The 25,092-nt window shown below is 39.6% G+C and carries 29 protein-coding genes and 1 other RNA gene; 20 read left to right on the forward strand and 10 right to left on the reverse strand.

The features are described from left to right. The first annotated feature begins 22 nt into the window (after positions 1-22). The 17 genes from MuYL_RS11825 to MuYL_RS11905 all read left to right on the forward strand — a co-directional run bounded on the left by MuYL_RS11825 (position 23) and on the right by MuYL_RS11905 (position 15,403). On the forward strand, positions 23-358 hold the full coding sequence (locus tag MuYL_RS11825) for a hypothetical protein (protein WP_094570775.1): 336 nt from the start codon (positions 23-25) through the stop codon (positions 356-358). Further along, entirely contained in the window at positions 342-818 is a 477-nt protein-coding gene (locus MuYL_RS11830; protein WP_094570776.1) for a hypothetical protein, read from the forward strand. The genes MuYL_RS11825 and MuYL_RS11830 overlap by 17 nt, the downstream gene beginning before the upstream one ends. A 163-nt stretch (positions 819-981) precedes the next feature. Next, positions 982-1,383 (forward strand): hypothetical protein, encoded by a 402-nt coding sequence (locus MuYL_RS11840; protein ID WP_094570778.1) that lies wholly within the window; start codon positions 982-984, stop codon positions 1,381-1,383. A gap of 62 nt (positions 1,384-1,445) precedes the next feature. After that, complete coding sequence (locus tag MuYL_RS11845; protein WP_094570779.1) at positions 1,446-1,652, forward strand: hypothetical protein; 207 nt, start codon at positions 1,446-1,448, stop codon at positions 1,650-1,652. A 52-nt stretch (positions 1,653-1,704) separates the two neighbouring features. Then, positions 1,705-5,718 (forward strand): coiled-coil domain-containing protein, encoded by a 4,014-nt coding sequence (locus MuYL_RS11850; protein ID WP_094570780.1) that lies wholly within the window; start codon positions 1,705-1,707, stop codon positions 5,716-5,718. 22 nt (positions 5,719-5,740) lie between these two features. After that, complete coding sequence (locus MuYL_RS11855; protein ID WP_157740804.1) at positions 5,741-7,723, forward strand: hypothetical protein; 1,983 nt, start codon at positions 5,741-5,743, stop codon at positions 7,721-7,723. 5 nt (positions 7,724-7,728) lie between these two features. Beyond that, positions 7,729-8,718 (forward strand): hypothetical protein, encoded by a 990-nt coding sequence (locus tag MuYL_RS11860; protein WP_094570782.1) that lies wholly within the window; start codon positions 7,729-7,731, stop codon positions 8,716-8,718. Next, the gene (locus MuYL_RS11865; protein ID WP_094570783.1) at positions 8,718-9,404 is read left to right on the forward strand and encodes a hypothetical protein; all 687 of its coding nucleotides are present in this window, start codon (positions 8,718-8,720) and stop codon (positions 9,402-9,404) included. The genes MuYL_RS11860 and MuYL_RS11865 overlap by 1 nt, the downstream gene beginning before the upstream one ends. 12 nt (positions 9,405-9,416) lie before the next feature. Further along, positions 9,417-9,566, forward strand: a complete 150-nt coding sequence (locus tag MuYL_RS23870) for a Com family DNA-binding transcriptional regulator (RefSeq protein WP_157740806.1) — start codon at positions 9,417-9,419, stop codon at positions 9,564-9,566. Positions 9,567-9,649: 83 nt separating this feature from the next. Then, the gene (locus tag MuYL_RS11875) at positions 9,650-12,481 is read left to right on the forward strand and encodes an SGNH/GDSL hydrolase family protein (RefSeq protein ID WP_157740808.1); all 2,832 of its coding nucleotides are present in this window, start codon (positions 9,650-9,652) and stop codon (positions 12,479-12,481) included. Between the two features lie 17 nt (positions 12,482-12,498). Further along, the gene (locus tag MuYL_RS11880) at positions 12,499-12,870 is read left to right on the forward strand and encodes a hypothetical protein (protein WP_094570786.1); all 372 of its coding nucleotides are present in this window, start codon (positions 12,499-12,501) and stop codon (positions 12,868-12,870) included. 2 nt (positions 12,871-12,872) lie between these two features. Beyond that, positions 12,873-13,043, forward strand: a complete 171-nt coding sequence (locus MuYL_RS23220) for a hypothetical protein (RefSeq protein WP_157740810.1) — start codon at positions 12,873-12,875, stop codon at positions 13,041-13,043. An 8-nt stretch (positions 13,044-13,051) separates the two neighbouring features. Continuing rightward, a complete protein-coding gene (locus MuYL_RS11885; RefSeq protein ID WP_094570787.1) occupies positions 13,052-13,468 on the forward strand; it encodes a hypothetical protein in 417 nt (138 codons plus the stop codon). 1 nt (position 13,469) lies between these two features. Then, positions 13,470-13,991 carry a hypothetical protein gene (locus MuYL_RS11890; protein WP_094570788.1) on the forward strand — a complete coding sequence of 174 codons (522 nt, stop codon included), beginning with the start codon at positions 13,470-13,472 and terminating at the stop codon, positions 13,989-13,991. Next, positions 13,988-14,254, forward strand: a complete 267-nt coding sequence (locus MuYL_RS11895; protein WP_094570789.1) for a hypothetical protein — start codon at positions 13,988-13,990, stop codon at positions 14,252-14,254. The genes MuYL_RS11890 and MuYL_RS11895 overlap by 4 nt, the downstream gene beginning before the upstream one ends. Before the next feature lie 31 nt (positions 14,255-14,285). Further along, positions 14,286-14,735 carry a hypothetical protein gene (locus tag MuYL_RS11900; protein WP_094570790.1) on the forward strand — a complete coding sequence of 150 codons (450 nt, stop codon included), beginning with the start codon at positions 14,286-14,288 and terminating at the stop codon, positions 14,733-14,735. An 11-nt stretch (positions 14,736-14,746) separates the two neighbouring features. Next, on the forward strand, positions 14,747-15,403 hold the full coding sequence (locus MuYL_RS11905) for a DNA/RNA non-specific endonuclease (protein WP_094570791.1): 657 nt from the start codon (positions 14,747-14,749) through the stop codon (positions 15,401-15,403). 37 nt (positions 15,404-15,440) lie between these two features. Here the strand turns inward: MuYL_RS11905 and MuYL_RS11910 are convergent, their stop codons facing one another. The 6 genes from MuYL_RS11910 to MuYL_RS11935 form a co-directional block, all read right to left on the reverse strand. Beyond that, complete coding sequence (locus MuYL_RS11910; protein WP_094570792.1) at positions 15,441-15,668, reverse strand: hypothetical protein; 228 nt, start codon at positions 15,666-15,668, stop codon at positions 15,441-15,443. 21 nt (positions 15,669-15,689) lie between these two features. Further along, positions 15,690-16,865: a tyrosine-type recombinase/integrase gene (locus MuYL_RS23225; RefSeq protein ID WP_157740812.1), complete on the reverse strand. Its 1,176-nt coding sequence runs from the start codon at positions 16,863-16,865 to the stop codon at positions 15,690-15,692. Positions 16,866-16,967: 102 nt separating this feature from the next. Then, positions 16,968-17,336: a transfer-messenger RNA gene (gene ssrA, locus MuYL_RS11920) on the reverse strand. A 126-nt stretch (positions 17,337-17,462) separates the two neighbouring features. Beyond that, positions 17,463-18,689, reverse strand: a complete 1,227-nt coding sequence (locus MuYL_RS11925) for a pyridoxal phosphate-dependent aminotransferase (RefSeq protein WP_094570793.1) — start codon at positions 18,687-18,689, stop codon at positions 17,463-17,465. Between the two features lie 132 nt (positions 18,690-18,821). Beyond that, positions 18,822-19,385 carry a hypothetical protein gene (locus MuYL_RS11930; protein WP_094570794.1) on the reverse strand — a complete coding sequence of 188 codons (564 nt, stop codon included), beginning with the start codon at positions 19,383-19,385 and terminating at the stop codon, positions 18,822-18,824. 143 nt (positions 19,386-19,528) lie between these two features. After that, positions 19,529-19,726, reverse strand: a complete 198-nt coding sequence (locus tag MuYL_RS11935; protein ID WP_094570795.1) for a hypothetical protein — start codon at positions 19,724-19,726, stop codon at positions 19,529-19,531. 279 nt (positions 19,727-20,005) lie between these two features. Here MuYL_RS11935 and MuYL_RS11940 point away from each other — a divergent pair, with 279 nt between their 5' ends. Further along, the gene (locus MuYL_RS11940; RefSeq protein WP_094572921.1) at positions 20,006-20,215 is read left to right on the forward strand and encodes a hypothetical protein; all 210 of its coding nucleotides are present in this window, start codon (positions 20,006-20,008) and stop codon (positions 20,213-20,215) included. Positions 20,216-20,321: 106 nt separating this feature from the next. Here the strand turns inward: MuYL_RS11940 and MuYL_RS11945 are convergent, their stop codons facing one another. Genes MuYL_RS11945 through MuYL_RS11955 form a run of 3 tightly spaced genes read right to left on the reverse strand, consistent with a single transcriptional unit; the run spans position 20,322 to position 22,279 of the window. Beyond that, positions 20,322-21,104 (reverse strand): DUF817 domain-containing protein, encoded by a 783-nt coding sequence (locus MuYL_RS11945; protein ID WP_094570796.1) that lies wholly within the window; start codon positions 21,102-21,104, stop codon positions 20,322-20,324. Between the two features lie 17 nt (positions 21,105-21,121). Next, positions 21,122-21,886: an oxygenase MpaB family protein gene (locus MuYL_RS11950; RefSeq protein WP_094570797.1), complete on the reverse strand. Its 765-nt coding sequence runs from the start codon at positions 21,884-21,886 to the stop codon at positions 21,122-21,124. Between the two features lie 3 nt (positions 21,887-21,889). After that, complete coding sequence (locus MuYL_RS11955) at positions 21,890-22,279, reverse strand: ribosomal maturation YjgA family protein (protein WP_094570798.1); 390 nt, start codon at positions 22,277-22,279, stop codon at positions 21,890-21,892. 228 nt (positions 22,280-22,507) lie between these two features. Between MuYL_RS11955 and MuYL_RS11960 the strand changes: the two genes are divergently transcribed. Further along, a complete protein-coding gene (locus MuYL_RS11960) occupies positions 22,508-22,705 on the forward strand; it encodes a hypothetical protein (RefSeq protein WP_073401659.1) in 198 nt (65 codons plus the stop codon). 49 nt (positions 22,706-22,754) lie between these two features. Continuing rightward, the gene (locus MuYL_RS11965) at positions 22,755-23,999 is read left to right on the forward strand and encodes an alpha/beta hydrolase (protein WP_094570799.1); all 1,245 of its coding nucleotides are present in this window, start codon (positions 22,755-22,757) and stop codon (positions 23,997-23,999) included. A 79-nt stretch (positions 24,000-24,078) separates the two neighbouring features. Here the strand turns inward: MuYL_RS11965 and MuYL_RS23230 are convergent, their stop codons facing one another. Continuing rightward, the gene (locus MuYL_RS23230; protein ID WP_157740814.1) at positions 24,079-25,038 is read right to left on the reverse strand and encodes a collagen-like protein; all 960 of its coding nucleotides are present in this window, start codon (positions 25,036-25,038) and stop codon (positions 24,079-24,081) included. Between the last annotated feature and the right edge of the window lie 54 nt (positions 25,039-25,092).

Below are 25,092 nucleotides of genomic sequence, written 5' to 3' on the forward strand. Positions count from 1 at the left end.
TTTTTTGTTTTATATTTGACGTATGACAGGCATTTGCGCAATATCACATGAAGGCGGTTGGAGCATCTCAAATGATACAATTTTTGATGCTGATAAACACCTTGTTGTTGAGGGTGAAAAAAGATATTCTAAACAAATATTAACCATAAAAATAAATTGTATTTTTGATGTATCAGGACAACTGATTGAGGGCGATAAAGTTGAGTGTTTATTTAAATCGGATGATGATAAAAAATATGCATTCATTGGCACTGTAAAAAGCAGGGGAAAGCAGCTCACAGTGATACACGAATTATTAAAATCAGAACGGTACGAACAAATTTTAAATAAAATAAAAAATCATGGCAAACACAACTAATTTACCCGGCAGATTAATCGGTATTACCCTTGACGGGGATTACTATAATTGCCAAACAGCAGCTGATCTAACATTAGGTACTTCGCTGACTAAAAATCCAATTTGCAAACCCAATCCAAATGGCACAACTTCAATAAGTTGGGAAACATCAAACGTAGATGCTAAGAACTGGCAACTGACTTTTTCAGCACAATCATTTTTGGATAGTATCACAGGTACTAAAAACAACAATGACCTACTGGCAAAATTCATCTCAGGTGATTTGCGGGTTGAAGCACAGTTTTTAACAAGTGCAGATTTAACATCGCAGGAAAATTATGATCATGATTTCCTATTTGAAGGTGCAGGATTGCTTACCACAGTAAAAGTTAATGCTCCATCTACCGGCGCTTCAACTTACGATGTAACAATTACAGGTAACGGGGAGCCAACATTTACGCTTATACCAGCAACAACCTAAAAAATGCCCCAACGCCGCGCAGAACTGGCCCGGATTAGTCACCATTCAAAAAATACTTGGCTAATCAATTACAAGCTTTGGGCTGAATGTGGGTGTTATTATAATAGGTTCGTTCTGCAAGTCCAGGGCGAACCTTCTTTAGAACAAGCTTTAAAAATCATCGATGAAGATAAAAATAAACGGTAAAGACCATGGTATTCATTGGGGTATGCCAGCTTTGGGCGACATGTGTGAGGCGCTCGATATCTCAATTGAAACTTGCATTGAATTAATAGTTGGTGGAGGCGAACACACGCCATTTAAACGGGCAAAAGCAAGCGCAGTTGCAATATTATGTGCAATGAATCATTATGCCCGTCTAAACAGATTAGAGGCCCCTGATGTAACCATTTACGAAGTAGAGAACTATTGCGACATTACCCCCAGCGAAGAGTTTAATAAAATAAGGGAAGACTTCTCAAACTCAATGATTAACGGTCGCCTGGTAAGTGAAGTTTTGGGATTAACCCCAGCACCTATTCAAGCCCAGGTTAAAAAAAAATCCCAATCCACAAAAAAATCCTGATTCTTTACGAAATTGGTTATAAGCCCTGGGAGATAGACCAAATTTTATACCGGGATTACAACATGATAATTTCGGGTTATTACCGCAAGCAAGAGAGGGATGCCAACCTTGCAAGAAATATCATGTTTTACATTAAACATTTCGGCGGTATGGGTAATCCTGATAAAGATACCCCTCGCGATATATGGCCTTTAAATATGGATAGGGAAGATGAGAAACAAATGATTTCAACGCTAAAAATGGCACTCGAATTATTGAAAGAATTTTGATAAAAAAGACCGCTATTATAAGGCGGTTTTTTTGTTTTATATTTACATTAATATGCCACAGTTAGAATATTCGATATCAGGTGATAACTCCGGGTTAATTGCGGCCACGGATAGAGCAATTGGCAACATTGAAAATCTCACAAATGCCATAAATAATGCGAACATTTCACTGCAATTTAAAAACGGAATTGCAGCCTTAGATACGTTAGGGCAAAAGCTTTTAGTTGCACAGGGAAACGCTACTTTATTTGGTGATAGTATTGGCAATCAAACTCAACAAATATCAGCGTACCAATCTGCAATAAATTCTTTGCTTGCAAATGGGTATGACCCCATGAGCGCTGATATTCAAAGATTAAAAGGTCAAATAGATGATTTGAATGCTTCTATTGCCTCAACTCCTAAAGTAAATAGGTCATTTGTAAATGATACATCAAATACGCCAAGTGCAGAAAACTTATCCCGTCCTCAATTAATAGGATCCGTTCAAGGAGAATCAGCATTTGTAACAGCACTTAATCAACAACTCGCATCCGGGGCAATAAATGCACAAGAATACTCACAGGCATTGGCCGGGGCAAATTCAACAGCGCAAACTTTAGGACAAACAACTCAACAAACTGCTGAACAAATAGCAGTTGCAGATGGCTATGTTATTGGTTTAAAACAAGCATTAGCTGATCTTAATTCACAGCGATTAATCGCACCTGCTCAAGACTTAGTAGCTTTAAATGCTGAAATACAGCAGGTAGAAATTAGCTTACAGCAAGCAAAAAATATAGGTAAGGTTGGATTTGATGAAATGGGTAATGCTATTAAGGGAGTTTCATTGCAAAATGTAAACGGCCAAATAATAGCTTTATCAAATAACCTATTTGGTGCCCGTCAAATTGCGAAGGATGTGGTAAGAACACTCGATAGCAGTAACCTTGCAGGAGTTGCCAAAGGAATAGGTTTGTTAGCTGTTGATTTTCTTTACTATGCTCAAAACGCCCAATTTGCAGCCGGAGCGACTACTGTAGCAACTGGTGCAATAGCAGCGGAAGGAACAGTTGCAGCATCATCCGGCATAAGTACAGCTGCATTAGGAGCTGCATTTTCGTCGTTATTAACACCGGTTAACCTAATAATATTAGGTGTAGCGTTGTTAGGTGGAGGGTTACTTGCTTATGAAAGGCATCAAAAAACGGCTGCACAGGCAGCAACGGAGCATTTAAAGGCATTACGCGAACAAAAACAAGCATTGGAAGATGTATTGTCAACTCTTAATGCGCAACAGCGTGTAGAGGCAAAAGCATCTGAAATTTACAGTGACCAAATAGCAAAGCTTAACGAATTATACACAGCTTTAGAACAGCAAGTTAGTGCTGGTAATGACTATACTTCACAATTAACAGATCTACAAAATGCTTTCCCGCAATTCTTTGCTAATATAGATACCGCTGCTGCTAAAACAAATGCATTAACGGAGGCTTATAAAAATGCGGGTGAAGCAATAAAAGCTTTAGGCTTAGTTACAGCAGCTTTACAATTATCAGGTGAAAGTAATAAATCACAGGTTCAAAACCAGGTAGCAGCTGATGCTTTACTTGCACCGCTTCAAAAAGTTAAAAAGGAACTTGAAGACGCTACAAAAGAATTCAACAAAAATGGGGCGCAATTCAGTCAAAGTTTTTCAGGTCCAGGACAAGGAGGTGCTTCTGTAGCAGCATCTAATTTAAGCGTATTAAAAAAGCAATATGATGATTTAAACGATAAGATTCATACTTATAACGTTGCAGTAGCTACAGCAAGGGCACAAACTGATGCGTTTAATAAAATAGCTGTTAATAATCAAAGTGCTGCCGATGCCGGTAAAAACAGCGGATTAATAAATAGTCTTGAAAAGCAACTTGCTAATTTAAAGGCAATAGAACCGTATCTTAAAACACAAGAACAGGTTAACAAAAATATTGCAGAGCAAAAAAAAATACAGGCTGAACTTGATTCTATTGAAGGTAAAAATGCGGCCAACTTGTTAAAATCAAAGCAGGAAGAATTATCTATACAGCAGCAAATAGCCGATATTATCGCAAAATCAGGTGCTGATGCTAACAAATCAGGATTAACAGGTTATGCACTGCAGGTTGCAGATATAACTTCAAAATATGAAGCTTTTGGGGTTCAACTGGATAAGATCGCAACTAAAATTGCTAATCAATCCGCTTTATTTTCTGCAACTAATGGCAAACGCGGACTTTCACCAACGCAAGCGGCAAATGATACTTCAGCATTAAACAATGCACGCGGAATACTTACAGTTAATGAGTCAAAACAATTATCTGATGCCCAAATAAAGGAGGCTCAAATAACAGCAGATGCAATAACTAAAATAAATAATGATTTCGGCATAAAACAGCAGTTCGGATACAATGAAGAACTTAGCCATGTAAAAAGGCTTTATGATGATATTATAGTAAAGGCAACAGAGGGAACGCAAACGCTGGCTCAAATCAACGCAAATTATCAGAACGCAATAACTAAAGCCAACGGCAATCAAAGTGCCTTAGATGCCGCCAAAACAAACTACGATGCCCAAATACAACAGGCTAATGATGCCCAGGCTAAAATATTAGCGGCAAAATCTGATTTATTACCTGCCATACAAGCTATTGATGAAAAATACATTCAGCAAGAACAACAGGTTTATGATAAGATAGTCGATATAGCGAACCAAGCCTTCATTACATTAGATGATGGGGAAACATCACGTACCGACAAAATTAATTCTGAATGGCAGAAAAGAATAAGCTCAGCTAATGCGTATTTTAACAAATTACGTGAGTTAGCTGTTTCTTCAAAGCTACCTCAATCAGCAGTAGATAATATTAATTCTGTTCAATCACAGGTAAATGGAGTTTTAAATACAGCAAATTTTGAAGCTGTAAGTATTGAAATATCCAAAAACTTTGCCGCTGCAATGCAATCGGCAACTCAAGGATTTGTAACTGATTTTTATACATCTTTAACCGGATTAGGTGCAGCACGTCAAAGCATAGATGCTAAATATTCAGCACAGTTAGCTAATGCACAGGATCAGGCTACACGCAATCAAATAAATAGAATAAAGGAGCTTGAAAAACAAAGTACAACTTCATTTGGTGCAATCTTCAGTGATTTAGTAAATAAATTCAGTACTTCATTTAATCAATCTATACTGCAAAGCTTTACTAAGCAGATTACTGAAAATTTAGGTAAAACTTTATTAACTCCAACTGCATCACAATTAAAAATATCACCTGAAGAACAATCAGCTGAAAGGGTTTCTACCTTATTAAAATCTGCCGGCACTTCTTTAGCAGATCAAATAAAGCAAGCCGGATTAGATTTTTACAATACTACTAAAGGAGGTTCTGTAGGCGGGTTACTTTCAGGTGCAAGCGGTGGTTCTTCTATTGTACCTGGATTAACTGCAAATACAGGATTAGGAAGTTTTGCGCCTAATTCGGATGGTTCCCTGACTTTTGGAAATACTGTAGAAACATCAGCGTCAAATTTTAAAGATGCAGCAACAAAGGCCGGTGGTGCTATAGGTTCAGGAGCTGAAACAGGAGGTAAAGCTATTACAGAAGCTGGTAACCACTTGTCAAGTAAAGTAGCAAGTGCTGCTGCTGCCTTGTCTTTGGCGGGCGGTCTTGTTAGCGGTGCAACTTCACCTACAAGTAAAGTTGGTCAAGGAGTTGGGGGATTACTAAAGGGTGCCGGTGAGGGGGCTTTGATTGGAAGTGCATTTGGCCCAGAAGGTACTGTTATAGGAGCTATCGGAGGAGCTTTAATTGGTGGAATAAGCGGTTTATTCAGTGCTTCAAAAGCACAAAAGGAATTACAAGCGCAACAATTAGCAGAACAGCAACAACAAACAGCCTTGTTAAAAGCCAGTTTAGCATATACCTCTCAAATTATTGGCAGGGATACGGCCAATGGAATTGTTACAGGTATTTCAGTAGGTGCGTTTGGTCAGTTAGTAGCTACGGTTTCAGGAAAAGATTTACAATTTATTTTAGACAGGAGTTCAAATGGCCGTTAAATATACTATACCATACAGGTCAATGGATGATCAACAATGGCGAATTGATATTTCAGATAATACACATGATGGAGGTACGCCTGTACCAATAAGAGGCAACGGTAGCGCGGGTGTAGTTACATGGGTTGCAGATAACACCGATGATCCCTATTCATGTTATAAATCTTCGACGCTTACAATGAATGTAATTCAAGAGGGTCAAATAAATATATCAGAGTTTCAAGTTGCACAAGACCGGGATTATATTGTAAGGCAATATCAAAATGGTGTTTTAAAATGGCAAGGTTTTTTAGTTCCAGATGGAATTTCTTATCCGCTTTTAAGCAACCCAAACAATGTGACTTTATCGGCAATTTGCGGCTTAACTATGCTGCAAAATATCCCATATAAACATACCGATTTACAAGGCACTACAAGCGCGATAGATTATTGTCCGATGAATTACATCCGCGATATTCTTTTTCTTAATCTCGGAGCTTATTTGCCCGTACGTTGGACAAATTTACTTCAATGCACAGCTTTTGATAACGAAGATATATTTGCCGGTTCAGTTCAATGGTCAGTAAATGGAGAGGGTTATATTTCTTATCAATCATATTCAAACAGTATAGGTAGTGGCAATACTGATGCACCTGGGCCACCTCAAACATGCGATTATATATTAAAAGGAATTTTGCAATCATCACAATGCACTATTTATTTAGCTGATGGCCGTTGGAACATAAGACGGATTAATGATTTGGTAAGAACAACCGTCCCTTACAAGCAAATAGCCGCTGATACCGGGATAATGGTAATCAATGTCGGCACTCAAAATATTACAAAGCAAATAGGGCGATACGGCTTTAATTTCATTAATCAAAATGCTTTAGTAACCGTAAAACAAGGTATAAAAACCTGCAAAACAACTTATACAGCAAACATCAGGGACAACATATTACCTAATGGCAGCTTTGATTATATAGATAAAGATGGAGGGTTATTTTATCTTAGATACTGGGGGATTTACGATGAAACCAATCATTTTGTTGTTGCATCGGATAGCCTGGACAATAGAAAAGGATATTCAGCAGATTTGATTTATGAGGGTGTTATACCCAATGATCAATGGTTTACGATGTTCACAGGCATTACTAATCCATTAGGTAAAAATGGGTTGTCGATTGATACAAACACCATGATTGCTTATGTTATTTTTGGCTTTTTGCTTGAAATAACTGGCGGTGGTGGATTTCCTTTACATGATGATGGAACAATAAACTGGGATGGTGATCCACTTAGAATAAAAGTAATACTAAATCTTGGAGGTATTCAATGGTTTCTTAAAAAAACAGGGTTTTGGGTTGTTGAAGATACCTACATTCCTATTTCAGTTGATAAACTATCGCTTAATGACGTAGCTACCGTAGATTTTAATGCTTTCCAACATATTTTACTGCCTATAACACCTCCAACAGACAAGGTAATTGCCGGGTATGAATCAAATATTCAGGTTTTATTCCGTATTGCTGAAGGTCAATCATATAAAGTTGATAATGTTTACCTGAGCATAACTAAGGGTAATGATGTTTACGAAAGTACTTTTGCAACAAGTAAAAATACAACAACAGATAAAAGAGAACTAAATATTAGCAGTTCTTTCGGTGGGTATCAACTATCCAATTTAATGACCTCTCCATTTAATTCAGGTAATGAATGCGATTATAGGGATGCAGAAATTTATACAGGCACTTTAACCGGTCTTACCTCAAATGCCATTATGCGTTGTATGTACAAAGCAATGCGTATTTTAAATACCGATATAAACGTACGTAATCAATTCTGGTCATTCGATAGCACTTATTTGATAGATAGTATGGGCACATCATTATTTCTGCCTCTCAACGCTTCTTATGATACTGAAAAATGCCAGGTAAACGGATTAGTAGCTATTGAGATAAGAAATGATGCTATCGAACTAACTGAAAAATATTATAATTCTAACGATTCACAACTTTCAAATTAAATGCTATGCCAACATACGAAGTTTTAAATGCGCGTGTAAAACAGAAAATAGCCACCGAGGCTGATTGGATTTCGCAGGAAGATGCTTTTGGGGTAATTTTTGAAGGTGAGGCAGCTTATGTATTAGCTCCGGACGGTTCAACGCCTATTAATTTCAAAATAGGTGATGGTACAAAGAAATTTAGTGAGCTTCCTTACTTTATAGCTTATTACACAAATGTTACTGCTCAAAAAGTTTTATCATGGATAAATACCACGGTTAACGTAAGTGCTACCAGTGTATTCAGGGCAAACTCGCTCTTAACAGATATCATAATTTATAATAATTCAGGATCCGTTATTCCGCTTAAAATTGGAACTACGGACGGTGGTTCAGAAATATGCAGCATAAACATTCCAAACGGTGCTAATAGCATCGGTCGCCATTATGCATTTACGGATGTTGAAACGGTTTACTTAACAGGGATAACGGGGCTTGAATGCTCAATATTCCTGCTTTATATTCAAATGGATGAAAGCCCGGCCATACCGCCAAGTTCAGCAGTTTCAACAAAGTTTCCAGCTGGTTTTGTCGGGATATTTGAAGAAATAACAGGTTTAGGACTTACCTACGCTGCAGTATGGGATTTTACTACAGGTTTGGCACGTTTGGGTTTTGGTTATGACAACTGTGTTATATGCGGTACAAACGGAACTAATGTAAGAGGGGGAGCTGTTTCATTACCGTATAAAACGGGACAAACATTTGGGGCTAAATTAGGAAGTGCATTAAATCAAGCTTTATTAACAGTTGATAATATCGCACCATTTACTGTAAAAACACCTATTCCTGCTGAAAGATACCATACTCAATCAGGAGGTTCAGATAACCCTTATGGTGCAGCCGGACCGCCTGTGAGAACTGATTTATTGGAATCTCAATCGCTCGGTTTAGGAAGTCCTGTAAGCATACAGAATTACGGAATAATTGACTTATGGTTTAAAGCAATATCATAATGAAAAGAACAGAAATTTTTGAACAAATACAGGCAGCAACACCGACTGAAAAGGTGTTGCTTTTATCTTTTCTTACTGGTAACAATATACCTGTAACCGCTGATTTGCTTGATGAAGATGTACCGCTTTGGAAAAATGTAAAAGATATTATTTCTGTAACTAAACCATTTAGGATTAATTTCCCTACAGGTGAAGCGCTGCCGTTGGTTTTCTCCAATTTTCAATTGCTTTACAGTCAAACAGGATCTGTACCAAAAGTAAGATGCAGAAAGATAACCGGGGGCGGTTGGCTGACAGCTTCAATCACAAATTCGGCTACATCGGCCACTGATGGAACATATACGGCTCAAGCTATGGTTAATGATAGCGGAGTTTACAGCGCTACAGGCATAGGGAACGCTGGTACAGCTACATTTATAGTTTCCGGTGGAATTGTAACCAGTGTAACAAAAGTAAGCGCAGGGAGCCTCTATAACGTCGGCGATACTTTCACATGCGCGGCATTGCCCGGGGCTGTATTTACCATAGCTTCAGGAAGTGAATTTTATTATGAAGATTTAACAGCTCAGGCAACTATAAGTATTGGTGAAGTTACAGATGAAATACCCGATAGTATTTCGATAAATGTAGATGATGATGGAAGTGGTATTTTGGCAGATGCTATGCAAATAATATTTTCAAATTAAACAATTATATTTGTGCAAGAAAGACGTTGTATATCGTGTAATAAAAAGCTTTGTGAAAGTGATTATGCAGTTGTGATTAAATGCCCCAAATGCAGCACTTTAAACAGCTTTGTAAGCTTAGTAAAATTTGTGATTAAAAGAGAGCGGATTAACCACCATTAATTTACCGGAATATTAAAATAATTGATCGCCATTGAGCGGCATATTTCTTAGGAAGTATGCCGCTTTTTTATTTAAAAATCAACATGAAAAAACTCCTTATCATCCTGCTATTATTAGCCAGCTTTATCACTACAAAAGCCCAGGTAACCCCACAGTGGAAAGCTTTAAACGGGGGCATCCTGAATTTCTATCCTGGTAAATCTCCAAGTGGTTACGATTCATTAATGTATCTAAGCTACCTACGAACATATTTCGGAAATACTTTTGTTACCAAAAAATATTTGTTTGGAAATAACGGATTAGTGCAAATGGGCGACACATTGACCAGCAAAGCATGGATTGCACTTGATACCGTAAATAAAAGAATTGATGCACAAACTATAGGAGATAGTACAATAAGTGGCTTTACTTCTTTTGTTGGAGGCTTGTCTTTATTTCAAACTGATATACCCAGCGGACTTGGTAAAACTATAAACTTTTATCCAGGCAATAGGAGTATTGTTATATCAAATAATTATAATAAAGGGATGCAGTATGATGTGCATCCAACTTTTTTAGATACGTTGCAGATACCTGATATTGCTTATATAAACCATTTACGAGGAATTGACAGCGCGAAAATATACAGCGGTAATCATACGTATACTGGCACTAACACTTATAACGGGCGCTCTTATTTTAACTCTGACCCTTATTTCTATAATGGGTTACGAATGAAAACAGCAGGTGGCATTTACATGGATGATGGAACGGACATTGTTTTTTCACCTTCCGGATACGCCTTACAAGGTGGAGCAGAGGGATATTTTGCAATATTTAATAACACTCATGCAAGTGGTATTCAGTTGCTTGCTGATAAAAGCATTTTAAATGGTAATAATGAAAAATTACTTACTGAAAATGCGGCTAATAGCATCTATGGCGTATCAAAACGAAGGTTAGGCACTATCTATAACATAATCCCCAACACCGCTAATTCAGCCTTATATACTACGGTAGGTAGCGGTACAACTTGGACTTACAGTACTACAGGCCTGACAACATCAGGCGGTGATGGTACCGTTGCAAATCAAATTAGATATAATAAATGGTGGACTAATGCCAGCTACTATGAAAGGTGTGCGAAATTTATTTCTACGACAGCCGGTTCAGGAATTGGCGTTTCTTTATGGTCGTTGTCAGCTTCTGCAACCTTGTCGGCCAAGATAAATACATCAACCGGCACGTTAACACTGGAGGTTTACCGGTCAGGTACAACTACCACAAAGGCTACATCTGCCAGTAACTTAACGATTGCTACCGGTGATACGATACAGGTAAAAATGGTTAGGTCTATGGCTAACTTTTTTGTTACTGCCAAAGATTTAAATACCGGTGTTACCGTATTTATTAATTATACAGATCCATATACCAGCGGCACGGTTCAAACCTCATGGAGCGCAGCTGAATCAACTATTGTCCATTACGGTGGCTCTCAAAAGATCATAAATGATTCTTATGTAGTAAATAATATTGTAGGTAATGACATTGTTTGGTATGGTAACAGCATCGGTGCCGGGTTATCTTCCGGTTCTGCCAACAATGCAGCGGCAAATATTATCGGCGCAAATACTAACGACAATGTGAACGTTATCGCCGGTGGCAGCAACCGGACTTCTGATTTTATATTATTGGAGAATGAGATCAAGGCATTGAGGCCACGAATGATTTTTTATACCGATGGTATTAATGATATTATAAACTCAATTTCACAGGACACTACCAATGCGCATATAACTGCTGCTGCACAGTTCGCAAGAACTAACGGTATCCAGATGGTTTTTAATTCTATCCTACCGGTTGGGCCTACTTATGGTGGTGCTTCAAATGCTACCTACCAGGCTGCAATCATAACAACTAATACTTTTGAAACTACTATAACGGACGCTATACAGGTAAATACCTATAGCTCGGTTCTAAATGCTTCTACTTCTGCCCTTGATCCGCTTTTTGATAGTGGTGATCAATTACACCCAAACAGGTTTGGGCAGGAAGCTGTAGCAGCATTTAATTCAGCATTTGTAAAGGGGTTATCAAATTTGGGAAATTTATCTCATAACGACCCTAACGGATGGAAAGTAATAGCGCAAGTTGGAGCACGCGGTGGAGTAACCGTACAAAATGTTTCACAAAATGCGTCAGCGTCTTCAATGTTTACAACTTTGAGTAATAATAATGTTACACAAGTTACTTTCGGTATAGCCTCATCAACAAGTGCTTCAAACTATAATGATGCAAACGGAGCATTAAATGGACAAGCGATAACAACAGGTAAAAAGTTTTTTGTCGGAGCAACAGATAAAATTATTATTAATGTAGGCTCTACTGCAGTTTCCGCCAATAACAAAGCTTATTTTACCGCTACTGCCGGAATTAAATTGAATGATAAGGTTTGGTTTGGGGATACTACAGGTACTGCTACAGCTCGTGTTCATATCAAAGCCGGTACAGCAACTGCAACAACGGCCCCTTTGAAATTTGGAACCGGAGGCGTAGTGCTTACCACTCCTGAAGCATTGGCTTTAGAATCAACCAACACCAGTTTATTTTTTACAGATACAGTAAGCACTGTTAAAACAAGGCGGGAAATAATATTGGATACCAAAACACAAACCTTAACCGCAAAAACATTTGGAGATAAGCTTCGTGTATCAACCTCCGTCAACGCCGGGGCGGGAACCGCTACGCTGGTTGCAGGAACGGTTACCGTTTCCAATACATCAGCAGTAACTGGAAGCCTGATATTTTTTACCAGGATCAGTAACGGGGGCACAGTCGGAACCTTATCCTACACCATCAGCAATGGCGTATCATTTACCATTAATTCAACGAGCGCCACTGATACGAGTACAATTGGCTATACCATCATAAACTAACGACAACTAACAATAATATGAAAAAATCAATCATCATCATTGCATTAACATCAATCAGCACATTATCATTTGCCCAAATAAAACCGGCCAAACAAAAACTGGCATCGGTTGCACCGAGGGCAGATCAATCTGCACCAACTGACACTTTTAAATTTACTTATAAAGAAGCGCAATTGCTTTTTCAATTATTGGAAGAGGACAAAAAGTTTTATTCGTTGTCCGATGATATCTCAGGCCGTAAAGCCAATACTATTTATATCCCCAGGGCTGATTCAATTCAGCGGATCCTCGCAAGACAGGCCAAAACATTTGAGGATAAAAGACAACTGGCCACCAAGCTGAAAGCCATCGCAGACAGCGCAAAAAAAGCTACCATTAAAAAACCATAACCATGGATTTAACAATTGATCAACAAGCAACACAACGGGAACTGGAAAGGCTTACAGCGAAGTACCCCGATCAAACATCACCATTATTAACATCTATAACTATAATGATGGCTGATGTTAATGAGCAAGAAGCAGAATCAATAAAGGAAATATTAAGTAAAAAGGATAAATAATAATTACGATGAGCGAGCAGGAAAGGTTGTCGCAAATAGGGCGCGATGTTGGTTTTATTAAAAGATGGTGGCCGGTCGCTACGGTAGCTGGAGCAATACTATATGCAACGGTAACTACTGTTCATAATGCTACCTCTACCTACGATACCAAAATAGCCAAGAAAGAAGACATTGCAGCTTTAAGCAAACAGGTATCAGACCTAAGTATACAGGTATCACATTTAGCTGATGATTTCAAAGGTTATAAAACCACAAAGGTTAGTGATAGCGTGGAACGGGTTGCAATCAAAAAAGACCTTGAAAGCCACAAAAGGTTTGTAAATGGTCAATTGGAAAAAATAGCTAAAAGATTGGCCTCTTTTCGGTTTTATACTGAAAAAAGAATAGGAGATAAACTGATAGTTACACCCGTAAGCAGAAATTAACATGGATACGACACACCTTTTCAACTCGCTTAGAAAATTATCAGGATCACTTTCACAAATACAGGTTGATAGTGTAAACGCCATTTTAAGCGCCTGTAACAAACACTTAGTTACTGACAGTAATCAGATAGCCTATATTTTAGCTACAGCTTACCATGAAGCACGCTTAAAGCCTGTAAGGGAAGTAGGGTTAGGTCGTGGGCATCCTTACGGTGTTCCTGATAAAGAAACCAATCAAACTTATTATGGCCGTGGATTCTGCCAAATAACATGGAAGGGGAATTATCAAACCTTTGCAAAACTGTTAAATATTGACCTCGTACATAATCCTGATTTAGCTATGCAACCTGAATCAGCAGCCGAAATAATTGTAATAGGCATGAAAAACGGATTATTCACCGGTAAGAAGTTAAGCAACTATTTCACCGCGACAATAAACGACCCGATAAATGCAAGGCGCATAATTAACGGTACTGATAAAGCCGAACTTATATCCACTTATTACAAAACAATTTTAACATGAAAGCTTCATCATTTTTAAACGACAATATTAAGCCAATACTTTGTTTGGTGATTGTTGTAATCGGTTTTAGTTACTTCTTTATGTGTTCAATAAGGAATATTAAACCTGATCCTCAAATATTAATAGCATTTGTATCGGCTATATCTACGTCAACCGGGTATTACTTTGGAAGCTCTCAAGGCAGTAGCAAAAAGGATGATATCATAGCGGATGCCTCTAACAAGCCGATAGTTAATGCTGCTGACACTGTTAATGTAAAGTAAAAATCACTATAATAATTAATCAATAGAAATCATGAGTTTAAAAACGTTTTTAGAAAAACTATTACCGTTCCTGTTTAATGCAGTTGAGCGCGCTTACGATCAATTACCACAATCCGAAAAAGATGCTTTAGTTAAATCGGGGCAATTTGGGCAAATTATCAAAACGGAGTTAACAAATGGCTATAATGCCATTGTTAAAGTATCGGCTGATAAATTAGGTTTGAAGCCTGCCGAAGTTGATTTATTATTAACTTCCCTTGCAAAGGAAATGAGTATTAATATCTCAAAACCAAGTGATATTATTGATGCATTGCAATCAAAAGTTAATGCAGGATTAACCAACAGCGGATGGGATAGCCTTTGGACAACCATTTCGGGGCAATTGGCTATCATTGTTACAGGTGGTTCTGTTAGCTGGCCTACATTGGCATTAGGATTAATTGAATTCGTATATCAGAAGTTTATCCAGCCAAAAGCTTAAATTAAAGCCGAATGAAAAATATATTATTGATCATTTTCGTGCTATCAGGAATATGTTCCTTGCATGCACAAACGCTAATTAACTGCAAAGTTGATACAACTGGAGGTTATATAAGCGTATTTGATACTGTAAAGTATAACCCTATTTGTAATTATGAGGTATTGACAAAAGCTCACCTGGATAATCATTCTGCAAACAACAGGGATACCATTTCATTTTTTCCTCATAAAATAGACGTGCTTTATAAAAAATCTGGTTATAGCCGTGGGCATTGTCTTCCCTTTGAAGATTTAGCCTATTCGTATGTATCTGCAAAAGCAAGCATGAATGAAAAGAGAAACCTTGCACCACAACCTCAAAATGAGAATATAGGCACTAAATTAGCTTGTGAAGACACCTGCAGGTTACTGGCTAATCAACAAGGCTCAATACAGGTATTTGGTGGCACATGGGGGACTTATGGCAGTATGAAAGGAATAAATATTCCGGAGGCCTACTGGACAATGATTATTGATTCAGATAATAACGCAATCTGTTGGTGGCTACCTACCCATGGAGGTAAAATAGGTTATCATGATTTAGGTGCGTGCAGAATAACTCAAGAATCATTAGAAGCTAAATTGGGTTTTGAACCGCCATTGGTGATATTTAAACAGCAAATAAGATAGTTTTCGTTTAGTTGGTTTAGTTTGGCCCTGTAAGAGATTACAGGGCTTTTTTATTTTCAATTATTTCACCAATTGCCTGAATGTCATCTAACGTCAAAAGGTTTGTACTGGAATGCAGATGCCATTCACCATTGACCTTTATAATGTCCCCGTAGTAATATTTATCTATCAGTAGCTGGTAACCGCCTGAACCCTTATTCACATCAATAATGGTTACCTGCTTTATTTCATCCCCAAAGCTGGCTGAAAAACTAATACGCTCCATATACTCAATGCCCGATGTTTTTTAAATCTTTCGACCCTTATCATAAACACGACCGCGCTCAACGCGCCCCAGGCTTTTTAAATACTTCATGGTTACATAAGGGTCAGCATGTCTGAAAAGTACCTGAATATCCCGGATAGTAGCGCCATCATCGAACAGATCACATGCTCTCTTTGACTTGAAACAATAAAGGCCGTATTCATCACCAAAGCCAAAGTGTTTTTTAACAGGCCTGAACCTACGGGCAAAATTATCATTGCCAACCCTCACAGGTCCCGGTTTATCGTTCCTGCCAAATAAATACCAGTCGCCTGGGTATTGCTCCAAATTCAGGCTCTCTAATAATTCTAAAAATTCAGGATAAATAGGGACGGGTTGCCTAACCTTATTTTTAGCTATTTCAGCCTCTACAAAGAATAGTTTATTTTTAAGATCAAAGTCACCACATTTTAAATAAGGCAACTCTGCTTCGTTCCTTAGGCCTGTATAGTAGATAACCTGGCACACAAGCCATAGGTAAGGATCCGGGGCATGTGTTTCATCACCTATTAGCAGGTGTTTCTTTATCGCGTTAAATTCTTCGTCGGTGTAAGCAATATTTCCTTTTTCTTCTACTGGGTCACGGGTTATTTTGGCAGCGGGGTTGCGCTCCAGGTAATCATCATAGTTATCCATATAATGATTAAAGAACCTGCGAATGTCATTTAAATAGTGGTTGACTGTTTTACCTGATTTGATATTTCGCTTTTTAATGCTTTCTACAAAGTCAAAGATGTGCTGCTTTTTGATCTCGTTAATATCGTAGCCGGCAAAGCCTGAACTTTCAAGCCAACCTTTAAAAACGGTTAACTCTATTCGGTACTTTCTTTTGGTATTATCCCTGAGCTTCCCATTTGCTATGAACTCTAAAAATAAATCAATGCAATGAATGATGTTTTTATTTTCGTCGGTCGCTGTTGGTAAAATGTCAAATGGACTGCCGCCTTTTTCAAGCCATTCATTATAGGCTACTACATAAGCATTTGCTAAGTCGTAACGTGAAGCCCTTGTATTTTCCTGATTTATTTCTTTGAATACTTTAAAGCGATCAAACTTTTTTGTTTCCGGGTTAAGATAGGAGTACTTAACATACCATTGTTTTTTAAGATCACCTCCAGCGTCGTAAAGAGTAGCTTTTTTGTAATTTAATCGTAACATCCTTTTGTCGTCAGCAAATTTTGGAACGTTTTTCCCTCCTGTTATTTTTGGCAGTGTTTTGGCAGTAAAAACCGCTAACTTGTTGATAGTTAGCGGTTGTAAAAGTGGAGCCGGAGGGATTCGAACCCTCGTCCAAACATGGTATAAGGTAAGCTTTCTACATGCTTAGCTTCTGTTTAATTGTAGGGAAGGGGAAGGCCAGTTGCTTGCCTGTACCGTCTTCCTTAGGTGCTTTATCTCGCCCGCTATGCACACCTTAAGCAGGCCAGTTCCATCTTTCGATGCCCCTGGTGCCGATCCGATGAAACGGAAAACCGGCGGGACAAAAGCTAGCTAAATTCTAAATTAAGCAGCTAAGGCGTAGTTATTTTCGCCATTTGTGATTTTGAGTGTTCTGATTAGAGCGCTAATTCACCCAACGCGCTGCATGCTTACTTACTTATCTCCATCCTGTCAATTCCGGTCGACCCCATTTTTTAGAGTTTGCAGTTGCCTGTGGGCAGTTAGCAGTTTTTTGATAAGGATACAAAGATACACTATTGAGGTGAAAGGCAAAAGGATAAAGGTAAAAGGTGTTTTCTTTTTGCGTTTCGCCTTTTACCTTGCAGCTTTTACCTCTTCCACGCCAACTGAACGTCCCGGATACACCTTTAGGGCCTCATCCAGGCAGATCATTGCTTTTTCAATATCGTTATTGTTCAAAACGTATGCCATTCTAACTTCGTTAAGTCCGGCGCCGGGGGTGCTGTAAAACCCGGTTGCAGGCGCCATCATTACGGTTTGGTTTTCGTAGCTGAATTCCTCCAGCATCCACTGGCAAAACTTGTCGGCATTGTCAATCGGCAGCTGCGCCACCACGTAAAACGCGCCACCTGGGTTAGGGCAGTAAACGCCTTCCATCCGGTTTAGGCTGTTTACAATGGTATTGCGGCGGCTGGTGTATTCTTTATTTACACTTTCAAAATATTCGTCGGGGGTATCAACGGCAGCTTCGCCGGCTATTTGCTCCACCATACCTGCGCTAAGCCTTGCCTGGGCAAATTTAAGGCCCGCGGCCAGTACCTGTTTGTTTTTGGTGATCAGGCATCCCAGCCTTGCACCGCATGCGCTGTAACGCTTGCTTACAGTGTCCATCACAATTACATTTTCGTCCAGCCCTGCTAAATGCATTGGCGAAATGAAAGATTTGCCGTCATAGCAAAACTCGCGGTAAGCCTCGTCACTAAACAAATACAAGTCGTATTTTAGCGCCAGCACCTTCAGTGCCTCCATTTCTTCCTGCGAATACAAATACCCGGTAGGATTATTGGGGTTACAGATAATTATCGCCTTGGTTTTACCAGTGATCAGTTTTTCAAACTCGCTGATAGGGGGCAGGGCAAAGCCATTTTCAATGTATGACAGTATGGGTTTAACAACAATATCGCTCTGGCAGGCAAAGCCATTGTAGTTGGCATAAAAAGGTTCTGGTATTATTACCTCGTCGCCCGGGTCAAGGCAGGCCATCATAGCTATGGTAATAGCCTCTGATCCGCCTGTGGTTACAATTATATTTTCGGGCGTGATATTGTAGCCCAGTTTATTGTAGTAGCCGGTAAGTTTTTTACGATAGGATAAAGTTCCTTCTGACGGGGTGTAGGCCCAAACTTTAAAATCAATATTTTTAATGGCATTAAGCATCCCTTCCGGGGTCTCAATATCTGGTTGGCCTATGTTTAAGTGATATACCTTTTTACCATCAAGCTTTGCTTTATCGGCGTAAGGCGTTAATTTACGAATAGGGGAAGCGGGCATTTGCTGCCCTTTGTGCGATATTTTTGGCATACGGCAAAATTAGTAATTTTAGTCCAAAAGTTGGAAAGGACGTTGGAGCAGGAGGAAAATAATCAGCAGGCCCGGGCTGAAGAAATGCCACCGGCCTGCTGAATGAATATGGGCAAAGCCCATATTTAAGTATTAATTGCTTTTGAAGGTGTACGGGACTTTATTAAAGCCGCCACCGGAAATGTTTGCTATAGTTACAGAAACTACGTTTCCGTTGCTGTCGTAGTTATTTACCAGGGTTGTAAAGCTATAGGTCCCGGTGATCTGGTTTTTAACAGAATCAACGGCGGTAACCACCACTGTGCCTGATCCTGCTGCAACGGTACCGTTTGGCGTATATACAAGGTTCCCCTCTGAATTTTTTTGCGGAGTTAAATAAGCCAGCTGCAGGTTTGGTGTAGCATCAACTGTATAAGTACCTAAAGGAAAGCCGCTTGAGTTAATAGAGGTGCTTTTTGTTAACGAGATACTTATCCGTTTACTGAAACCTGTTCCCTCGCATATAAAAGTTTTTGTTTTAGCAGCTGCATTATAGGTTAATGACGACGTAACCGTATCAGTGTACCATGTACTGTCTTTTATGTTGGCGATCATTAATGAGGTTGAGGTGGAAGTGGCTACAACTGTATCTTTTTTACAGTTTTCCAAAAATAAAATGCCCGATAACAAAATAGCAATAAGTGAAATTTTCTTCATATATGATTATTTAGCAAAGGAACGACTTTTAGCTAAATTTAATATAAAGTATTTCGTTTTTTACATTTTTTAACAATTGGCGCATTCGGGGCCATTTTTATCAACATTAAAGGCTAATACAACTTAGCTGTAAATCGCGTATTTTACTTAAAATACGAGAGCGGGATTTCCTTCCACATGCCGTGAGAGAGGTTGCCGGTAAGTAATTCATAAATTAAATAAAGCGGCCAGAATATATAGCTGATTATCAGCATTATAATGCTGTGGTTGTAATACCAGTTTACCATTAGTGAATATATTCCCAAAACTAAATACAGGATGCTTGAGTCTCTGTTTTTCATGATCTTTATGGTGCTTTATTGTAAATTATGTTCAATATTAGCAAATTCAGGCTATTATCCGGTGTCTGTGGCACAAATTTATTAGTTTAAATTAAACCAGGTTTAATTAAGGGTTTACATATTGTTAATAACTATTGGCGGGGCATAACTAAGTTAAATTTGTTTCTTAAGCATAATTATATAACTTGGCATCCTGATATGCTTAAATATCGCTTATAAAACCTATTTAAAAACAAAATGCCCTTACAGGGGTTTAATCAAAAAACAAACAAACTTATCATGGCAACAACAAATGGCATTACTGCGTATTCAGTAAAAACAAAAACTAAAAATGTACCAATGATCGATCCTGTTATTGACATTAAATCAGGAAGATACATTGCAACAGGAAAAGACAGCGAAGGTAATAAAATGGCTGCAATTATGGGTAAAGCAACTGCCGAAGAGCACATAAAGAACGGTAACGCTAAAAAAGGCACTGGCTGGTAGTCTGCTAATCATTTGCCTTTATAAAGGTTAGTGATGTAATTATACCTGGCTTAAGTTTTTGTGTGTAAAATACATTTACTTATGCCAGGTATAATTTTTTATACCCTTATTGCTCCAAAACATCATTTGCGATGGGATTTTCAATTTCCTTTTTCAGCAGTTTTAGCTCGGTTATGATAATGAAGCTAACAATAACCAAAAAAGCCCAGGAGCTGATTTTCTGACAATTTACCATTGCCCATGTTTGATGCTGATAGGCGTATTTCCAGGCCCCAAGCCTCGTTGCAACGTTTTCTGCAAGCCATATAAAAAAGCCGATCAGCAGGAAAGAAAGGATCACCGGCATCTTGTACGCCCTGTTTTCGATATGAAATATAACCACAGCCTTTCTGAAAAATAAAAGGATCAGCAGTCCTGCAAAATAGCGCACATCTAAAATAAAATGGTTGCTGAAAAAGTTAAGATATATCAATGTGCCTGTTATCCTGGCTATGCGGTGCCCCGGCCAGTTAATTAACTTTAAGTTGAACCGGCGCCAGGCCTGGCACATATAGCTGGCTACACTGGCATACATAAAGCCGCTATACAATGGCACGCCGCCTATTTTGGTAACGGCATATTCCGGGTATGACCACGAGCCGATGTGCACCTTAAATAATTCCATAATTAAGCCCAAAAGGTGGAATATGCAGATCACCATTACCTCATCCCGGGTTTCAATTTTTAGCGCGAATAACATTACCTGGATAGCTATACAGCCAATCAGCATAAAATCATACCGGTAAATTACCCCCGTTAACAGGTGCGACAATGCGAGTAAGCTAAAAACCAACACCGGGAACAGGCATGATAACGCCTGTTCTTTAATAAAAATGATGAAATTGCGCATGGTGGATTTAATGGTTTTCAATGGGCCTGCTCCATTTCCATCACTTGTTTTTTATAGGCGTTTGGCAATAAGGCATTTTTTACATACCCCTCAACTTTAAGTTTGCGGAGCACCTTGTAAACAACAAGCACCGGCTTAACCCAGCGCACATTATTGGGCAGCAATTGCGTTTTTACATGCGGGGGTACAAGTATAAGCTGTACCTGCTTTAAAATAATGAATCTCAAGGGTCCTAAATGTTTTTTATATTGCAGGTAAAGGTCAGCCGTAAAGTGACTGTTCACCAGGTTTTGCCGCAGGTATTGCTCCCGCATTACACAATATTCGCCGTATCCGGATGGCAGCCCGGCCAACTGCATTCTGGCGCCCACTTGTTTGAAAACAGCAAATACTTCCTCTTTTTCGTGTGCGGTAAGGTTGCGTTCCAATAACTCATAAGAGCGGATAGAGTAGTCTATCAGCAGAAACAATACGTTCAGATAGGCTTGGCCGGGAATCTGCGACCCCCTGTTTTTCTCTACACTGCGGTGGATGCCCGTTATCCGGTCTATTGCTTCCAGCGCCTTTTCCCGCTTCGAAAAAATGATTTGGTGCGAATAAGCAAGTGTAGAAAATAGCCTCCCGAGCGGATCAGCCGGTAGACGCCCGGTAAAATACAGCCAGTCAACAGCCTTATTTAAAGCAAATTCAGCAGCTGCACCCGCAAATATGAACAGCACGGTATCGGCCTTCCCCCATATCGCTCTAACTATCGAATCTTTATCTACAAAAAGGTTTTCCATTCATTAAAAACTTTTAACGCTGTATCTTACATTTTCAACAAAAAGCACCAGTATTATGCCAAGCGTGTAGGCTAGCAGGTCGGTAAATGAGAAACAGGTACCTAACAAAACTCTTGCAAGGGTAGAGTTCGCTAACACTAACACGTTTAACAAATTAAAGTATTGTGACACCTCAACCAGGTAAGCAACCAGCAACACAGCGCCGGCGGTTTTTAAAACAGGTGTATTGATAAAGCTTTTTATAAAACAATACAGCAGGATGACTACCAGGAAATCGCCCCCATAGGGTCGGATTATAGCATCGTGCACATCAGCGCCAATTATAAATTCTGCAGTAAACAAGAAAACGGTTAATACGAAATAGCTTTTGAAGAAGCCCAGTCTTGTATTCATTTAAAAGTACTTTGAATTACAAAGTAAAAGAATTTTAGTTAAACCTGCAACAGTTAAAAATAAGTTTAAAGAGGGTAAAAAGCAGTGCCGATCTATTTTTTACAAAAACTGACGCCTTTTTTGCTACCTTTGCAATAATCCCAGCCCGTTTTGATATACACTTTCGGCTACTGACCATAACTATATGGTTACGCATCGGGCTATTTCTATTCTTAAATTTTAAATATTATGGCGAAATCACAGGCGACCTTCATGAAGAAGCAACTCGAAAAAAACAGGCAGAAGAAAAAAGAAGATAAAGAGCAGCGCAAGCTTGATCGTCAGCAAAACCCAACCAGCGGAAATCTTGACGACATGATGGCTTATGTTAACGAATTCGGCGAAATAGTTTCCACTCCACCTGATAACTACAAAAAACCTGAATAACAAAACTACCTGTGCAAATAGTTAGATTAGCGTAAAATTGCTGATCGTTATGAAACAGGTTCTACTTTTTTTATTTTGCCTCACAAGCATTGCCGTTACTGCCCAGGATATTAACGGCAATGCAATTGTTTTGGGCCACACGGATAGTGTTCAATCTAAAATTCTTAAACAAAAGCGAATTATTTGGGTGCATTTGCCTGCGGGCGCCAGTACAAACCCGGCTTTGCGTTACCCCGTAGTTTATGTGCTGGACGGGCCCGAGCACTTTGCCGCTGTATCGGGAATGATCCAGTACCTGAGCGAGGCCAATGGCAACATGATCTGCCCCGACATGATAGTGGTAGGCATAAGCAACATTGACCGTACACACGATCTTACTCCTACCAACAGCCATTTCGATTACGAAAACAAGCCAACTAACTCCTTTGCAACATCAGGCGGGGGCGAAAAATTCGTTTCGTTTATGGAAAAGGAGCTGATGCCATACATTGAATCGAAATATCCTGCGGCTCCGTTCCGAATGCTTATCGGGCACTCATTTGGCGGATTAGCTGCAGTAAACATCTTAATAAATCACGCTGATCTTTTTAATGCATATACCATAGTGGATCCCAGCATGTGGTGGGATAATTATGCGCTGTTAAAACAGGCGCGCGAGGTTTTACGTGTGAAAAGCTTTGCTGGTAAATATGTTTTTATGGGGATAGCCAACACCATGCCGGCCGGCCGGGATACCGCACATGCGCACCGGGACACTGCTGCCAACACCAACCATATCCGCTCCATATTAAATTTAGCTGATGAATTTAAACGTAACCCGGGCAACGGTTTAACATTTAATTATAAATATTATAATGATGATAACCACAATTCATCGCCGTTAATAACTGAATACGATGCCTTTCGCTTTTTGTTTGGTTATTATAAACTACCCGGGGAAATTGACGCCATGTTGTACGACGCAAAAGCAAAGCTTGATGTAGCAGCAGTGATAGAAGATCATTATGCTGATGTATCAAAACACATGGGTTATAAGGTGGCGCCGCCCGAAACCATACTTGATGCGATGGGGCACGACTATTTGGAAATAAATTTACCTGACAGGGCGCTGGCAGTATTTAACCTTAATGCTAAATATTACCCGGAAAGCGCCGCCGCTTATGCCGCAATCGGCGACTATTATGCGATAAAAAAGGACAATCAAAAGGCTGCTGAGGCATACAAAAGCGCCTTGAGATTAAAGAATGATACGGGGGTTAGAGAGAAACTCAGGAAAATTACAGCTCAAAAGTAATGGTGGAACGTTATTTGTTGAACAAAAAAGATGCAGCCACTGACTGCATCTCTTTAAGTATAAAAGTGATTGCTGAGTTTTAATCCTGGATCCTGAAGAATTTCCTTACCGCTTCATAATCATTCAGGTTGATGTGGTTGTTTTTAACAGAAGCCGTAAGCACACCGCCCGGAATAACAATATACCTGTATTGCAGCAATGTTGATAACGCAACAGAGTTTGTGTTGTCTGCAGTAAAACGGGTGATGATAAACTTGCCTAAACGCGGCCAGTACGACATGGTATTTAATTTACCACCTGCATAACTGGTGTATGGCAAGGTGTAAACGCCGCCGCCAAACGTGAAATATATTTGTGCCTGGCCAGAGTTTAGTATGGCGGTGGTGAGTGCCGGTGCTGCAACATCTCCTGCGTGCAGGTTTGTGTTATCCGCGGTGGTATCTCTGAAATTTGTTGCATACATCCAGCCCGAGTAAGAAACATTGGCGGTTCCGGCTGGCCCCTGAGGACCGGCAGGGCCTGTTAATGATACCGCTGGCCCCCAGCCTGCAACGATTTTGGGTCCATATAAAAAGTAGCTGTTTTTGTCGAGATAATAGTCACCTAGATTTCCCAGGTTAGCAGCAGGTACCCCTGTTCCGCTTAATACAGTGTTGCCATTAGTGCCGTTAGCGCCAGTGGCTCCGGTTGCACCAGTGGCTCCGGTTGCACCAGCGGCTCCAGTCGCCCCTGTAGCTCCTTTTAGTGAGAAGCCGGTTCCCCAGCCGGCAGCTGTTTTTGGGCCGTAAAGCAGGCTGTTGCTGCTGTTCAGGTAAAAGTCGCCTACGGTGCCCGTTGTTGCAGCAGGTACTGTAGTTCCGCTATAAATAACACTGCCGTCCTTTCCGTCTGCGCCTTTAGGGCCGGCAGGTCCAACAGCTCCCTGTGCGCCGGTTGCGCCAATTGGGCCTTGCGGCCCTGTTGCTCCGTCTTTTCCGCATGACGCGGCAAAAATTAGTACCGTTGATAGTAATAAAAATAAGTTGTTGATTTTTTTCATAAAATTGCTTGTTTGCTAGTTATGATCTTGTTATGTTTTGTTGAAGTGACCAAC

Source organism: Mucilaginibacter xinganensis (assembly GCF_002257585.1).
Lineage (GTDB): Bacteria > Bacteroidota > Bacteroidia > Sphingobacteriales > Sphingobacteriaceae > Mucilaginibacter > Mucilaginibacter xinganensis.